The sequence below is a fragment of the Streptomyces sp. NPDC037083 genome (genome assembly GCF_055606485.1).
Genome location: NZ_JBVJSQ010000003.1, coordinates 65,571 through 80,387 on the forward strand (window position 1 = coordinate 65,571; position 14,817 = coordinate 80,387).

Annotated in this window: 12 protein-coding genes; 3 read left to right on the top strand and 9 right to left on the bottom strand. The window is 75.1% G+C overall.

Annotation, left to right across the window (positions count from 1 at the left end):
- The first annotated feature begins 37 nt into the window (after positions 1 to 37).
- Positions 38 to 1,072, top strand: a complete 1,035-nt coding sequence (locus ACZ7DE_RS08940) for a LacI family DNA-binding transcriptional regulator (protein WP_470759062.1) — start codon at positions 38 to 40, stop codon at positions 1,070 to 1,072.
- 65 nt (positions 1,073 to 1,137) lie between these two features.
- Here the strand turns inward: ACZ7DE_RS08940 and ACZ7DE_RS08945 are convergent, their stop codons facing one another.
- Positions 1,138 to 1,806: a hypothetical protein gene (locus ACZ7DE_RS08945; RefSeq protein WP_470759063.1), complete on the bottom strand. Its 669-nt coding sequence runs from the start codon at positions 1,804 to 1,806 to the stop codon at positions 1,138 to 1,140.
- Positions 1,807 to 1,941: 135 nt separating this feature from the next.
- Positions 1,942 to 3,099: a Gfo/Idh/MocA family protein gene (locus ACZ7DE_RS08950; RefSeq protein ID WP_470759064.1), complete on the bottom strand. Its 1,158-nt coding sequence runs from the start codon at positions 3,097 to 3,099 to the stop codon at positions 1,942 to 1,944.
- Between the two features lie 139 nt (positions 3,100 to 3,238).
- Between ACZ7DE_RS08950 and ACZ7DE_RS08955 the strand changes: the two genes are divergently transcribed.
- Entirely contained in the window at positions 3,239 to 4,246 is a 1,008-nt protein-coding gene (locus tag ACZ7DE_RS08955; RefSeq protein WP_470759065.1) for a LacI family DNA-binding transcriptional regulator, read from the top strand.
- Here ACZ7DE_RS08955 and ACZ7DE_RS08960 read toward each other — a convergent pair.
- Positions 4,236 to 4,580: a cupin domain-containing protein gene (locus tag ACZ7DE_RS08960; RefSeq protein WP_470759066.1), complete on the bottom strand. Its 345-nt coding sequence runs from the start codon at positions 4,578 to 4,580 to the stop codon at positions 4,236 to 4,238. The genes ACZ7DE_RS08955 and ACZ7DE_RS08960 overlap by 11 nt on opposite strands.
- Before the next feature lie 342 nt (positions 4,581 to 4,922).
- On the opposite strand from ACZ7DE_RS08960, the gene ACZ7DE_RS08965 reads away from it, so the two are divergent.
- Positions 4,923 to 5,711, top strand: a complete 789-nt coding sequence (locus ACZ7DE_RS08965) for an alpha/beta fold hydrolase (RefSeq protein WP_470759067.1) — start codon at positions 4,923 to 4,925, stop codon at positions 5,709 to 5,711.
- 145 nt (positions 5,712 to 5,856) lie between these two features.
- Here ACZ7DE_RS08965 and ACZ7DE_RS08970 read toward each other — a convergent pair whose 3' ends face one another.
- From ACZ7DE_RS08970 to ACZ7DE_RS08995, 6 genes are all read right to left on the bottom strand, one after another.
- Positions 5,857 to 6,813, bottom strand: a complete 957-nt coding sequence (locus ACZ7DE_RS08970) for an alpha/beta hydrolase fold domain-containing protein (protein WP_470759068.1) — start codon at positions 6,811 to 6,813, stop codon at positions 5,857 to 5,859.
- A gap of 100 nt (positions 6,814 to 6,913) precedes the next feature.
- Positions 6,914 to 7,981: a class I SAM-dependent methyltransferase gene (locus ACZ7DE_RS08975; RefSeq protein WP_470759069.1), complete on the bottom strand. Its 1,068-nt coding sequence runs from the start codon at positions 7,979 to 7,981 to the stop codon at positions 6,914 to 6,916.
- Positions 7,978 to 9,144 carry a glycosyltransferase gene (locus ACZ7DE_RS08980; RefSeq protein WP_470759070.1) on the bottom strand — a complete coding sequence of 389 codons (1,167 nt, stop codon included), beginning with the start codon at positions 9,142 to 9,144 and terminating at the stop codon, positions 7,978 to 7,980. Before ACZ7DE_RS08980 ends, ACZ7DE_RS08975 begins: the two co-directional genes overlap by 4 nt.
- Positions 9,141 to 9,965: an alpha/beta fold hydrolase gene (locus ACZ7DE_RS08985; protein WP_470759071.1), complete on the bottom strand. Its 825-nt coding sequence runs from the start codon at positions 9,963 to 9,965 to the stop codon at positions 9,141 to 9,143. The genes ACZ7DE_RS08980 and ACZ7DE_RS08985 overlap by 4 nt, the downstream gene beginning before the upstream one ends.
- A 3-nt stretch (positions 9,966 to 9,968) precedes the next feature.
- The gene (locus ACZ7DE_RS08990) at positions 9,969 to 10,295 is read right to left on the bottom strand and encodes an acyl carrier protein (RefSeq protein ID WP_470759072.1); all 327 of its coding nucleotides are present in this window, start codon (positions 10,293 to 10,295) and stop codon (positions 9,969 to 9,971) included.
- Positions 10,292 to 14,797, bottom strand: coding sequence for a beta-ketoacyl synthase N-terminal-like domain-containing protein (locus ACZ7DE_RS08995; RefSeq protein ID WP_470759073.1), 4,506 nt, complete (start codon positions 14,795 to 14,797; stop codon positions 10,292 to 10,294). Before ACZ7DE_RS08995 ends, ACZ7DE_RS08990 begins: the two co-directional genes overlap by 4 nt.
- Between the last annotated feature and the right edge of the window lie 20 nt (positions 14,798 to 14,817).

Here is a 14,817-nt window from a genome sequence, read left to right on the forward strand (position 1 = left end):
GTCAAAAACCCCTCAAGCCGACTCCCAGGAGCCTTCCGTGGGTCATCCCTTCCCCCTCCGTGAGATCGCACGTCAGGCCGGTCTGAGCGAGGCCACCGTGGACCGGGTCCTCAACGGAAGGGGCGGTGTGCGGGAGTCCACCGCGCAGGAGGTGCGGCGGGCCATCGTCGATCTGGACCGGCAGCGCACCCAGGTCCGGCTCGTCGGCCGCACCTTCATGATCGACATCGTGATGCAGGCGCCGGAACGGTTCACCACGGCCGTCCGCTCCGCCCTGGAGGCCGAGCTGCCGTCACTGCATCCGGCCGTGCTGCGCTCCCGCTTCCACTTCCGCGAGACCGGACCGGTCCAGGAACTCGTCGCGACCCTGGACCGGACGGCCCGGCGCGGCTCGCAGGGCGTGATCCTCAAGGCGCCGGACGTCCCCGAGGTCACCGCCGCCGTGGGCCGGCTCGTGGCCGCCGGCATCCCCGTCGTCACCCTGGTCACCGACCTGCCCGCCAGCGCCCGTCTCGCGTACGTCGGCATCGACGACCGGGCCGCCGGCGCCACCGCCGCCTACCTCATGGGCCAGTGGCTCGGCGACCGCCCCGGCAACGTGCTCACCAGCCTGAGCAGCGGCTTCTTCCGCAACGAGGAGGAACGCGAGATGGGCTTCCGCGGCCTGATGCGTGCCCGGCACCCCGAGCGCGCGCTCGTCGAGATCGCCGAGGGGCAGGGTCTGGACGCCACCCAGTACGACCTGGTCCGCGCCGCGCTGGAGCGCGACCCGCAGATCCGCGCCGTGTACTCCATCGGCGGCGGCAACATCGCCACCCTGCGCGCCTTCGCCGACCTGGGCCGCGACTGCGCCGTGTTCGTCGCGCACGACCTCGACCACGACAACACCCGGCTGCTGCGCGAGCACCGGCTGTCCGCCGTCCTCCACCACGACCTGCGGCACGACGTGCGCGAGGCCTGCCACACCGTGATGCGGGCGCACGGCGCGCTGCCCCCGGCGGGGCCCCGGCTGCCGTCCGCGATCCAGGTGGTCACCCCGTACAACATGCCGCCCCAGACGGCGGCCGGCTGACGCGGACCACTCCCGGGGCGGGGCGCACGGCGGCCGGGTCGGCTCCGGCCGCCGCGGGCACCTGGTCAGTGGCGCGGTGCGGGTGACGGGCTCACCGGGGCGACGCGGGCCGCGCTGCGGTACGTCGAGACGCCCAGCGCCAGCAGCCAGTAGCTGAGGACGGCTCCCATCAGCGCGGTCGTGCCCCAGCCGTTCGCCGCGTAGAAGAACGCGGGGTCGTTGCCGAAGAACAGCGACGGCACGAAGGCCAGGCCGGCGCCCGCCAGGACGTACGCCGAACGGCCGGTCCAGCGGGGCAGGGCACGGGTGCGGGAGACGGCGTGGCCGAACGCCGCCAGGAACAGCGCCAGCATCAGTCGGGAGATCGACCCGTACAGGATGTAGGTGCCGCTGACGTCGATCGTCGGGTCGATCGGGTGGTCGGCGGCGATGACCGCGCCGGCCTCCAGGCCCATCGAGACCAGGGTGACGGTGGCGTACACCAGGCCGGCGGAGAGGGCCAGGGAGCCGATCCATCCGTGGTCGGGAGCGACGCGGGCGATCAGTTCCCGGAACGCCGTGACGAACACGACCAGGGACGCGAGCGCGACGATCCCGAGCAGCAGCCGGGACAGCACGTTCGCGTCCGGCGGCGGGCCCGAGTAGACGAAGTACAGCGGCACTTCGACGATGAGGGCGATCGCGGCGACGAGGGCGGCGAGGCCGGTCAGGCGACGGGCGGTGGCTTCGGACATGGGGTCCCCCGAGTTCTCGGTGCGGCGGATTCGGCGTCGGCGTGCGTGTGCCGGCCGACCCCTGAAGCCTGCCGTCGCCGGGGCCCGCCGTCCCTGGGCCTGGGCGCCGGATCGGGGGTGGTCCCACCCTCACCCCTACGGGTGGACGTCCGCCCAGGCGCCGCTGTGCGCGGACCGGGTCATCGCCTCCAGCACGCTCGCGCTGTGCACCGCGTCGGCGAGCGTCGTCCCGTGCGGGACGCCCTCGGCGACCGAGCGCAGGAAGCGGTACGCCTCCACGACCTTGAGGTCGTCGTAGCCCATGGCGTTCGCCGCGCCGGGCTGGAAGGCGCCGAACTCGCCGTCGCCCGGTCCCACGTACACCGTGCTGACGGGCTGGTCCTGGTAGGCCGTGCCGCGGCAGACGCCCAGCTCGTTCATCCGCCTGAAGTCCCAGAACACCGCGCCCCTGGTGCCGTGCACCTCGAAGCCGTAGTTGTTCTGCTCGCCGACGGAGACCCGGCAGGCCTCCAGCACGCCCCGCGCCCCGGAGGCGAAGCGCAGCAGGCAGTTGACGTAGTCCTCGTTCTCGACCGGGCCGAGTTCGCCGCCGGCGGCGCGGCTGTGGCCGGCCGTCGCTCCGGTGGGGCGGGCCCGCTCCGGGACGAAGACCGCGGTGTCCGCCGTCAGCGCGGTGATCTCCCCGAGCAGGAACCGGGCCAGGTCGGCGCCGTGCGAGGCCAGGTCGCCCAGCACCCCGCTGCCGCCGCGCTCCCGCTCGTACCGCCAGGTCAGGGCGCCGTCCGGGTGGGCCGCGTAGTCGCTGAAGAGCCGGATGCGGACATGGGTGACCGTGCCGAGCTCGCCGGAGGCGATCAGGTCGCGGGCCGTCTCGACGGCGGGGGCGTTGCGGTAGTTGAAGCCGACCGTGCCCTGCACCCCGGTCCGGGCCACCGCGTCCGCCACCGCGCGGGCGTCCTCGGCCGTGAGGCCCACCGGCTTCTCGATCCAGATGTGCTTGCCGGCCTCGGCCATCGCGACGCCGATCTCGCGGTGCAGGAAGTTCGGCGCGGTGATGCTGACGGCCCGCACCCGCGGGTCGGCGGCCACCTCACGCCAGTCCCGGGTGGTCGTGGCGAAGCCGAACCGGTCGGCGGCCTCCTCGGCCCGGCCGGGGACCTCCTCGGCGACGGCCACCAGCTCCGGACGCAGGGCGAGCCGCGGGTAGTGGTGCCGGACGCGGGCGTACGCCTGGGTGTGCACGCGGCCCATCCAGCCGAACCCGACGACGGCGACACCGAGCGCGTCCACCATGACGGCCCCTCTCAGCCCTCCGCGGTCCTTTTGGACCGGTCCATTTCCTGTCCAGGCCACCCTGGAGGCGGTCGACCGAGGGTGTCAAGGCTTTCGGGACCCTTTGACAACCGGTCAGCCGCATGGAACGGTCCACCCCATGAGACCGCCCACCATCCGTGACGTCGCCGACCGCGCGGGCGTGTCCAAATCCCTGGTCTCCCTCGTGCTGCGCGGCTCCCAGCAGGTGCGCGCGGAGAAGCGGGACGCCGTCCTGCGCGCCGTGCGCGAGCTCGGCTACCGGCCCAACGCGGCGGCCCGCAGCCTCAGCGAGCAACGCACCCGGACCGTCGGCGTCCTCCTGCACGACCTGCGCAACCCCTGGTACGTCGATCTCCTGGACGGCCTCAACTCCCTGTTGCACGCGAGCGGTCTGCACATGCTGCTCGCCGACGCCCGCCTGAACCGCCGCGTCGGCCAAGACCCGGCCGGTCCGTTCCTGGACCTGGGGGCGGACGGGCTGGTGGTCGTCGGCACCCTGCCCGATCCGGCGGCGCTCGGGGCGGTCGCGGAGCGGATCCCGGTCGTCGTCGCGGGCGCCCGGGAGGCCGTCCCGCCGGGGGTCGACGTGGTCGCGGGCGACGACGAGCAGGGCGCTCGGCTGGCCACCGAGCACCTGCTCGGGCTCGGCCACCGCAGGATCGCGCACATCGCGGGCTACGGCGCGGTCGGCGAGCTGCGCCGGCGCAGCTTCGAGGCGGTGATGCGGGCGCACGGCGTGGAGCGGCCCGCGGTCGAGGCCAGCGACATGACCGAGGAGGGCGGCCACCGCGCCGCCGTACGGCTGCTGGGCCGCCCGGACCGGCCCACCGCCGTGTTCGCCGTCAACGACATCGCCTGCGTGGGCGCGCTGTCGGCGGCCGAGGAGCTGGGCCTGCGGGTGCCGGGGGACCTGTCCGTGGTCGGCTACGACAACACGAGCATCTCGCGGCTGCGGCACCTGTGGCTGACCACCGTGGACCACGCCGGCCACGAGGTCGGACGCCGGGCGGCCCGCTGCCTCCTCGACCGGTTCGAGGGGCGCGGGGGAGCGGGGCGGGTGCAGCTGGCCGCGCCGCTGCTGGAGATCCGGGGGACGACGGCGCCCGCGGTCCCGCTCAGCGGTTGATCGCGTAGGCCTTCCGCAGCGTCTCGTGGACCGTCCAGGTCGTGCGGTCGCCCTCGCGCAGCACGGCCATGTCGCCGGGGCCCACCGTCAGCGTGGGTCCGCCCTCGACCTCGATGGTCGCCGACCCGCTGATCACGACGAACAGTTCGTCCGCCTCGGTGTCGGTGACCACGCCCGGGGTGATCTGCCAGATCCCCCGGATCTGCCGGCCGTCCTCGGACTCCCACACCACCCTGCCGCTGACCTCGGGGGCGCCGGAGACGATCTGCGCCGGATCGAGCGGGTCGGGCCGCAGGTCGGCGTCGGGGATGTGCAGGGCGAAGGTGTGGGTCATGCGGCGACCCTAGCGAGGCGGTCCCGTTGTTCGGGGCGGACACCATGTGTGGCGCAGGCCCGGTCGGGGCGGCAGTTCGTCGAGGCCGGCGGCGCCGCCGCGAGGGGCACGGGCGCTGCGGGAGGCGTGTCGACGGCGGCGCCACCTGGCTGCCCACCCCGGTGCACGGCGAGGGCCAGGCGCTCGGTTCCGCCCTGTCCTTCGTGGTCGGCTTCGACTTCGGCGGCATCGTGGACATGCTGGTCGCCGGGCGTCGAACGAGCGCCGCGCGGACGGTTCACCGGCACCAGGGCGGACGCCGCTCGGGGTGCGGCCGGGCGCGGACGGCGGCACGCTCGAGGTATGGGTGAGCGCTGGGAGGTCCGCCGGGCGGGTGCGACGAACGCCTCGTACCGGGTGCTGATGATCCCGGGCGGCCTGTGCACGACCGAGTTCTACGCGGACGTCATGGCCGAACCGGCGGTGGCGGGGCTGGGAATGGTGGCGGTGACCCAGCCGGGGTTCGGCCGCACCGAGGCCCCGGGGGACGTGTCCATGGAGCACTATGCGCGGCTGATGGCGGACTTCGCCGCCGAGGCCGGCTGCGAGGCCGTCGTCGGGCACAGCCTGGGCGCGAACGTGGCGCTCGAGATGGCCGCGCTGGGCCTGTTCAAGGGGCCGGTCGTGCTGCTGTCGCCGACCTTCTCGCGCGGCGACGAGGCCAGGTTCCTGACCGTGCTGGACGCCGTGGGCCGGGTGCCCGGGCTGGGGGGCCTGGCCTGGACGGCCATGCTCCGCCTGCTGCCCCGGGCCCTGAAACGCGAACTGCCGCCGCACCGCGCCGAGGCGCTGGCGGCGGTCATGGCCAGCAACGACCCGACGGCCTGCCGGCGGATCGTGCGGGGCTACTACGCCTACCTGGACCGGTATCCCTCGCTGGCGCCGAGACTGTGCGCGGCCGGGGTCCCCGCCTGGGTGGTGCGCGGCGACCGCGACTCGATCGGGCTGACCGACGGCGAGCGGCGTGACCTGCGGGCCTGCCCGCACGTGCGCATGGTCACCGTCCCCGACGCGGGACATCTCCTCCTCGTCGAACAGCCGGCCGCGGTCGCCGAGATCGTCGCGGAGGCGGCCACGGCGGCGGTGCGCTGACCGCGGGCCCCGGGCGGCGCGGCCCGTCGGCCGGACCGGTCCTCGGCCGCGGCTTCCCGGTCGTCGCGGCTCCTCGGCCGTCGGAGGGCATCCGGGCCTCGGGCGCTCCGGGCGGGCGAGCCCCGGCCGTGGCGACGGCGCCCTGTCAGGAGGCGGCGGGCGTCGTCCCGGCGCCGGTGGCCCGCCTGAGGTGCCGGGCGATGAGCGCGTACACCGCGCGCGCCTTCACCTCGTCCTGGGTGTCGTAGGCGTGGTCGGCTCCGGCGACGTCGTGGTGCTCGACGAGGGCGCCGGCCGCGCCGAGCCGCTCGGCGTAGCGCGTCGCCTCGTTCCTGAGCCGGTCGTACTCGGCCGTGATCACCAGCGCCGGGGCGATGCCCGTCAGGTCGGCGGTGTCCGAGGCGCCGGCGGGGGAGACGAGGCGATGGGCGCGCTCGCGGGCGTCCGGCACGTAGGAGGCGTCGAAGATCTCCCCCATCCACGGCCGCAGCACGGGCTTGCCGATCACGGCCTTCTTGTCCCTGCCGGGGGTCGCGAGGTCCAGCGGGGGATAGTGCAGCACCTGGAGCGCGATCGAGGGGCCGCCCTGCTCGTGGGCCTGGCGGGCCACGGCCGCGGCCAGACCGCCGCCCGCGCTCTGCCCGCCCACGGTGAGGCGCGCGCCGTCCCAGCCGTGTTCCGCGCCGTGTCCGGCGACCCAGCGGACGACGTCGTACGCCTGCGTGGGCGGGGCCGGGAACGGGTGCTGCGGGGCGACGACGTACTTGACGTTGATCACGACGACCCCCGCCTCCACGGCGAGGAACCGGCAGAGGGCGTCGTCGATCTCCGGCATCGACATGACGTAGCCGCCGCCGTGGAAGTTGACGTGCACGGGCGGACGCGTCGCCGTCCCGGCCGGCGGCGCGTACACGGTGACCGGAGCCGGGGCGACGGAGGTGGGGACGGTCAACTCGCGTACGTCGTGCGGGTACTCGGGAAAACGTGCCCGCCAGGAGGCGGTGGACCCGGGGCCGCCGGTCCGGCGGCCCGCCAGCCGGGTGGCGCTCTGCATCGTCTTGGCGGCGAGGGCGGCCACCGCCGGTCTGGCCAGGATGGACATGGGGGTTCCGTTCGTCGAGCCGTGCCGTCGATCGCCAGGATTCCTGATGATGGGAACGGGCGAAAGCTAGCACGACGACACCCGGCCGCGCACCCGTCCGTCAGTCCCGCCGGGCCACGATCCGGTACGCGTTCGACACCCGCAGCCGGTGCGACAGCGGCCGCACCGCGAACCGGTCGAGCAGGGTGCCCGCCACCAGCGCCGGAATCCCGGCGACCAGCAGCGCCCCGCGCAGGGTGCGGCGCAGCCCGCTCGGCGGCTCGGGCAGCCACGGCGCGTCGTCGCGCGGCGCCGCATGGTCCAGTGCCAGCCATACGGCGGCCAGCAGGTCGACCGGGTCGTGCGGCTCGGCGTGCTGCTCGGCCACCACCGTGAAGCCCAGCTCCGTCAGCCGCTGCCGCAGATTGGCCACCGGCACGAAGTGCAGGTGCTGCGGCTGGAGCCACGGCAGCCACCAGCGGCCCAGCAGCCGCGCGTAGCGGCTCTCGGGGTCCGGCACCTCGATGAGCAGATGCCCGCCGGGCCGTACCGTCTCCCGTGCGGCGCGCAGCTCGCGGTCGGGCTCGGTGCTGTGCTCCAGGTAGTGGAACATGCTCACCACGTCGTAGCGGCCGGCCAGTTCGGGTGCGAGGTCGGGGAAGCCGCCCCGGTAGCCGTGCTCCACCCGGCCCTCCCGCTCGGCCAGTTCGACGCCGTCGGTGAAGTCGAGTCCGTCGAACGCGGTGTGGGGCAGCACCTCCCGCGCGGCCGCGCAGAAGTGGCCGTGTCCGGTGCCGACGTCCAGCCAGGTCTTCGGCGTGGGATCGTGCGGCAGCATCGACTCCGCCCGCCCCCGGTACATCTTCGTACGGCCCCCGAAGGTGTCGCCGAGCTTCTTCTCGCCGAGCCCGTCGTAGAAGTCCCGGTAGTAGAACTCCAGGCCCTGCGCGCTCAGCCGGGGGTTCTGGAAGGTGTGCCCGCAGTCCTCGCAGCGGTCGAGGACGAACCGGCCCGGCTTGTGCTGGAGCAGGTCGGTGGTGCGCAGCCGGGTGGTCAGCTCCCGTGAGCCGCACCAGGGGCAGCTGGTGCGGCGCGGCTCGAAGAAGCGCTCCAGGCCGGCGGCGATGTCCGCCTGGTAGGCGGGCCGCAGCCCGGCGATCCGGACTGTGGGCTCGGTCTTGTCGCTCATCTGAACTCCCTGGCCAGTTCGTCGAGTCGGGCCGCGGCGGCACGGGCTCCGCCCGCTGCGCGGAACGCGGTACGGATCCGGTCGGCCGCGGCACGGTGTCCGGGGTCGTCCAGCACGGAGTCGAGCGCCGCGCCCAGCTTCTGGGCGGTGACCCGGCCGAACCGCACCCGCACCCCGGCCCCGGCGTCCACGACCTGTCCGGCCACCACCGGCTGGTCGTCGCGGATCGGGGCCACCACGAGCGGAACCCCGTGCCACAGCGCCTCGCACACGCTGTTGTGCCCGGCATGGCAGACGACCGCGCCGACCCCCCGCTCCAGCAGGGCGAGTTGCGGCACGGACGGCACGATCAGCACATCCTTGTCGTCGGTGCGCGCCGGCAGCGTTCCGCCGGGATCGACGATCACGGCCTGCACCCGGTCGGCCCGCTCCCGCAGCGCTCCGAGGCACACGTCGAGGAAGCGCCCGCCGACGTCGGCGTTCGCGGTGCCCAGCGTGACCAGGACGGTGGTGCGGCCGGGGTCGAGCCACTCCCACGGGAAGCCGGCGGCGGACGGCCGGGCCGTGATCGAAGGACCGACCCAGCAGACCCCCTCATGCGTCCGGCCCGCCAGCTCCGGTGTGCTGAAGGCGAGCACGAGATGCGGGGAGAAGCGGGGGTCGGCCGTGCCCGCCGGATCCCCGACGGCTTCCCGGAGCCCGGCCAGCCGCCCCCGCAGCCACTGGCCGACCTTGGGGAGCCCGGCGAGGGGGTCGGTGAACTCGGCCGACGTGGTCGCCGAGGTCGCCCACGGCAGGCCCAGCCGCTCCGCGACCAGCGCGCCCGCGAAGGCCTGCTGGTCGGCGACGACGACGTCCGGCCGGAACTCCTCGACGGCGGCCCGGACGCCTGGGGCCATCGCCTCGGCCAGCGGCAGCAGGTACCACTCCCACAGGAACTTCAGCGCCTCCGGACCGCGCAGTTCGGCCGGCCGCTCGCCCTGCGGGGCGCCGGCGCACGCCAGGACCGGCCCGGCCCCGGGACCCGTCAGCCGGGCGACCAGCGCAGGATCGGGACACGCCCACGCCGCGGTGTGTCCTCGCGCGACGAGTTCGGCGGCGACGCCCACGGTCGGGTTGATGTGCCCGACCAGCGGCGGCACGACGAACAGGAAGCGGCTCACCCGGCCGCCTCCGCCGCCGCCCGCACGGCCGGCCGGGCGGCCTCGACGAGCGCCAGGATGTGCCCGCCGACCGTCCCGGACGCCTCCACCAGGACCGAGTGCTCGTGCCCCGGGATCACCACGGTGCGGCAGTCCGGCAGCGCCGACTCCAGCCGGGGCGCCAGCTCGGCGAGGTCGGAGTCACCGCCGTACACGCCGAGCACCGGACAGCGCACCGCGGCGATCTGGTCGTCGGTCAGGACCCGGCTGGCGGGGATGTCCCGGCCGAGAGTGGTGTCGCGGGCCAGCCGGGCGGCGCCCTTGGCCAGACGCGCGGTGTGGTGCCCGCGGTTCGCGCTGACCCAGCGGATCGCGTCGGACTCGTTGTGGGCGAGCTGGGTCACGACGCGGTCCAGGATGCCGCCGAGCTTCACCGCCCAGGCGGCGGTGGCCGGTTCGGACTCGACGAGGCTGACGCTCGCCGCCCGCTCGGGGCGCCGGGCCGCGAAGCCGAACGCGATCGTGCCGCCGTAGGAGTTGCCGACCAGATGCACCGGACCGGTCACCGCCAGCCGGTCGAGCAGCGCTTCCAGGTCGTCGATGTTGTCGTCCAGCGTGTAGCCCTCGGCGGGGCGTTCGCTGCGCCCGTGGCCGCGCAGGTCGTACATGACGACGTCGAGACCGGCGGCCGCGAACGCGGGCGCGACGGTGAAGTAGTAGCTGGCCAGGCTGTCGGTGAGCAGACCGTGCACCAGGACCACGGTGGCCGTGGCCGGCCGGCCCGCCCGGGGGCCGATCCGCTGTACGTGCAACCGGACGGCGCCGGTGTCGACCATCGCCATGGCTCAGCTCGCCTCCGTGGCCTTCAGGCTGGTCACGACGTACTCGACCAGCCGTCCGACGGTCAGCTCGATGATCTCGTCGAACTCCATGCCGGCCAGGAACTCGGCGAAGTTGACCCGGTCGCCGTACCGCTCCTGGAGCAGTCCGGCCAGGGTGACCAGGTCGATGCTCTCCAGTTCCAGGTCCCGGTTGAAGGTCGTCCCCATGCCGATCTCGACGTCGTCGAGGCCGTACTCGTCCTCGAGGAGCCGCGCCAGCATGCCGGTGAGGTCGGCGAGGACGGTCTCCTCGTCGGCGGTGACGGGGGTGCGGGGGGTGGGGGATGTCATCGGGCGTCGAACTCCTTAGCGGTGAGGTGTCCCGTCGTCCAGGCCACTGCGTACGCGCGTCCCGGCAGCCGGGGCGGGTTGGCGGCCGGCGCGCAGTGCACGGCGTAGGCGCGTTCCAGGCGGCCCGCGACGGTCAGCCGGTCGCCGGCCGGTGAGGCGTCGAGCACGGCGAAGTCCCGTGGCCGGCCGCCGAACCCGGTGCCCTCCGCCTTGGCGACGGCCTCCTTGGCGGCCCAGAAACGGGTGAACCAGAGCGCCTCGCTCTCGCCGGTGTCGGCCGACCGGCGGTGCAGCAGCCGCAGTTCGTCCCCGCCGAGGGCGGCGGCGAGGGCCTGCGGGGTGCGGTCGGCGACCTCTTCGATGTCGATCCCCGGGCCGGGGCCGGGCCGGTGCGGCCGGACGATCGCGACGGCGGCCTCCGCGCAGTGGGCCAGCGAGACGTCCAGCGCGGGCAGCACCCGCCCGTGGACGCCGGTGACGTACGGCCGCCCGGCCTCGTCGTTGTGCACCCGCAGCTCCGCCGGGAAGACCGGGCCCTCGCCCTGGTCCCACAGCCACTGCCGCACCGCGTCCTTGACCGCGATGCGGCCCAGCAGCCACTGCCGGCGCCCGCGCGGCGCGTGCCGCGCGTACTCCGCGCGCTCCGCTCCGCCCAGGGAGTTGCGCATGATCAGTTCCCGGGACGCCAGGTCCGGCCACCGTTCGTGCAGCAGCCGCCAGCCGCCCGGCCGCGCCTCGGACAGGGTGTTGCGCTCCGGGAAGCGCTCGACGGGCCGGGTCTGCGGGTCGTTGTCGAAGCGGCGGTCCTGCCAGCCGTGCAGCTCCGCCCACACGGTGCCCCCGACCGTCAGCTGGACGTCGGCCTCCAGGAAGGCCTCGGTGAGGGAGGTGACCCGTACCTGGCATTCCACGTCCGTGCCGGGCGCCGGATGCGGCCCGTAGAACCGCATCTCGCGCATCCCGACCGGGAACACGACGGTCCGCTCGGTCCCGGTCGCCATGATCCAGTAGCCGAGGAGCTGGCCGACGTTGTCCAGCAGCGCGCCGGGTGCGGGAGGGGTGGTGAGACGTCCGCGCACATGGCGGTCGCCGATCGCGGTGAGTTCGCCGACGCCCTGGAACGCCGGGCCGTGGAACATCCAGCGCTCCGCGTAGAGCTGGGCGGCGGTGTGGTCGGGGGCGCGCTCGGCGCCCGGGTCGGCCACCCAGGGGGCCGGGGACGGGGCCGGGTACGCGGCGGCGAGCTCCACGGTGGCGCGGGCCCGCGGTCCGAAGGAGACGGCCAGGCGGCCCGGGCCGTCCGGCGTCACGGTCACGGGCACGTCGACGGCCGGGGTGGCGGTGAGCCACTCCTCGAACCGCGCGCCGTGCACGGCGACCGGCACAGTGCCGGGGGCCGCCGCGCCCGCCGCGTCCACGATGTGCTGCACGATCGTCGTCGCCGGGACGACCGGCCACCGGTCGGCGACCTCGGGCCAGCCGGGCCGCTGGGGAAAGAAGCAGTGGTCCAGGAGGTAGGGCATCGTCTCGGGGGAGACGCGGACGGTGGTGTGCCAGGGACCGACGGGCGGGGCCGGCTCGGGCGGGTGCGCAGGCATCGGCGCGGGAGTCGCCGTCCTCGCGGACATGACGGCGGCGGCCGTGTCGGCGGTCTCCCGCAACAGGGCGCTCAGTTCGGCGGCCATCGGGGAGCGTTCGACGAGGGCGTCCAGCGGTGACGGGCCGGCCGGGCCCGGCACACGGGCGGGCGCGCGCAGCTCGGCCCGCAGCTCGGTGAGCCGCTGGGGCGCGAGGGACACCAGGGCGCCGCCCAGGTCCAGCCGCACCGGCGGCCGTTGCGGTGCGGTGGCCGCCCGGGGGGCCGACAGGGAGGGCGCCACCGCCGCACCCGCCGTCCACAGGGCGGTGGCCACCCTGCGCAACTGGGCGAGGCCCGTGCGGTGGGGCGAGTTCGCGGCGATCACCAGGTGGTCGTGACCGCCCAGGGTGTCGCCCACGAGGGAACCGAGCTGACCGGGACCGACCTGGACGAAGACCCGGTGACCGGCCGTGTGCAGGGCCTCGGTCAGCTGCCGGAACCGCACGGGTTCCAGCAGGTGCCGGACGAACAGGGCCCGGATCCCCGCCTCGTCCTTCGGGAAGGGCGCGGCGGTCGTGCCCGACCAGAGCGGGGTGCGCGGCGGATGCAGCCGGAACCGGCGGGCGGCCTCCTCGATCGGTCCGAGATGGGGGCGCAGCATCGGCGTGTGGAAGCCCGACCGGAACGGCAGGACCTGGCTGAGGACGCCCTGCGCGCGACGCGCCCGCACGAAGTCCTCCACCGCCGCCTGCGGACCGCACACCATCGACTGGCCGGGTGCGTTGTCGTGGGAGAGGACCAGGCCCGCCCGGTTCCCGCCCTCGTCGCGCAGCGCGGCCAGGACGCGCTCGGCGGACGCGCCGATCGCGCCGAAGGCCAGACCGGGGACCGTCACCGAGTCGGGGTCGAACGCGGCCATGAACGCGTCGACCTCGTCCCCGGAGTACAGTCCGGCCGCCGCCATCGCCGTCCACTCGCCGACGCTGTGTCCGGCGACCGCGTCCGGCACGATCCCGCTGCGGCGCAGCGCGGCGTCAAGGAGGCGGCCGACGGCGACCACGCCGAAACCGTGCCGGCCCACGTCGCCGGTCCGGTCCCCGTCGACCGAGAGGGGGCGCAGACCGAAATGGGCGGCCACGTCGTCGACCTGCGGGGTGAACTCGCCCTCCAGGCCGGGGAACAGGAACGCGAGTGCGCCGCGGCCGGCGCCCAGCAGCGGGCTCGGCCGGAACCAGACGTCGCTGCGGCCGTGCCAGGCCCGCTGCCGGGCGACCGCGCGGCGGGCCAGGACGAGCCGCTTGGCGGTCGGGTCGACGATGCCGAGGCGGGCGGGGCCCGCGTCCGGGTGCGGGTGGGCGGGGTCGAGTCCGGCGGCCCGTACGGTGTCGTCGTCGGCGTCCAGCAGGGCGGCGAGACGCGCCGGGGAGTCGGCGGCGAGCAGCAGGACGCGCTCGGGCTCGGCGACCTCCGCGACCGGGCGGGCCGGCGCGCTCGCGCGGTTCCCGCGGGCGTCCGGAGCCTCCTCCAGCACCACGTGCGCGTTGATCCCGCCGAACCCGAACGCGTTGACGGCGGCCCGGCGCACCGGCCCCTGCGCGGTGGTCTCCCAGTCGGCGGCCTTCTCCAGGGTGCGGAACCGGGTGCGGGCCAGGGCGGGGTGCGGGTCGTCGCAGTGCAGGGTCGGAAGGAGCGTGCGGTGGTGGACGGCGAGCGCGGCCTTGACCAGGCCGGCGACCCCCGCGGCCGGCATGGTGTGCCCGATCATCGACTTGACCGAGCCCAGCACCGCGTCACCGTCCCCCGGTCCGAACACCTCGGCGAGCGTGGCCAGTTCGGCGCCGTCGCCCGCCGGGGTCGCGGTGCCGTGCGCCTCCAGCAGGCCGACCGAGCCCGGCTCGGCGGGGTCGAGTCCGGCCGCCCGCCACGCCTGCCGCACCGCCTGTGCCTGACCGCCGGGATCGGGGTTCACGAGTCCGGCCGCCCGGCCGTCGCTCGCCACGCCGGTGCCCCGGATCACGGCGTAGATCCGGTCCCCGGCGCGTTCGGCGTCGGCCAGCCGCTTGAGGACGACGACGCCCGTCCCCTCACCGATCAGGATGCCGTCGGCGTCGCGGTGGAAGGGCCGGATGCGCTGGCTGGGGGAGAGGGCCCGCAGCTGGGAGAACACGCTCCACAGCGTGATGTCGTGGCAGTGGTGGACGCCGCCGGCGAGCATCACGTCGCAGCGTCCGGAGGCGAGTTCCCCCACCGCCTGGTCCACGGCGACCAGCGAGGAGGCGCAGGCGGCGTCCACCGTGTACGCGGGACCGCGCAGGTCGAGCCGGTTGGCGACCCGGGACGCGGCGAGATTGGGCACCAGGCCGATCGCGGACTCGGGACTGTCCGGACCGAGCCGCTCGGTGAACGCCGTGCGCACCCGGTCCAGTTGATCCACCGTCAGGTCGGGCATCAACTCGCCGAGCGTGCGGACCAGTTGGCCGGCCGTGCGGACCCGCTGGTCGAGTCGGACCAGGCCGGGCGTGAGATAGCCGCCCCGGCCCAGCACGACGCCGACCCGCCCGCGGTCGGGCAGACGGTCCGCGCCGCCGGCGTCGTCGAGGGCGGCCGAGGCCACGTGCAGGGCGATGAGCTGGTCCGGCTCGGTCCCGGCCACCGAGTTCGGCATGATCCCGAACCGGGTGACCTCCACCTGCGCCAGCCCGTCCACGAACCCGCCCCGGCGGGCGTAGACCCGGTCCGCGACGGCCGGGTCGGGCGCGGTGCCCGGACGGTAGAACTCGGCGTCCCAGCGCCCGTCCGGAACGTCCCCGATCGCGTCCACGCCGTCGCGCAGGTTGCGCCAGTAGGTGTCCAGATCCGCGGCGCCCGGCAGCAGCACCGCCATCCCGACGATGGCGACCGGCACCTGACGTGCAGTCGGCACGCCTGCCCGGTCGCCGTGTT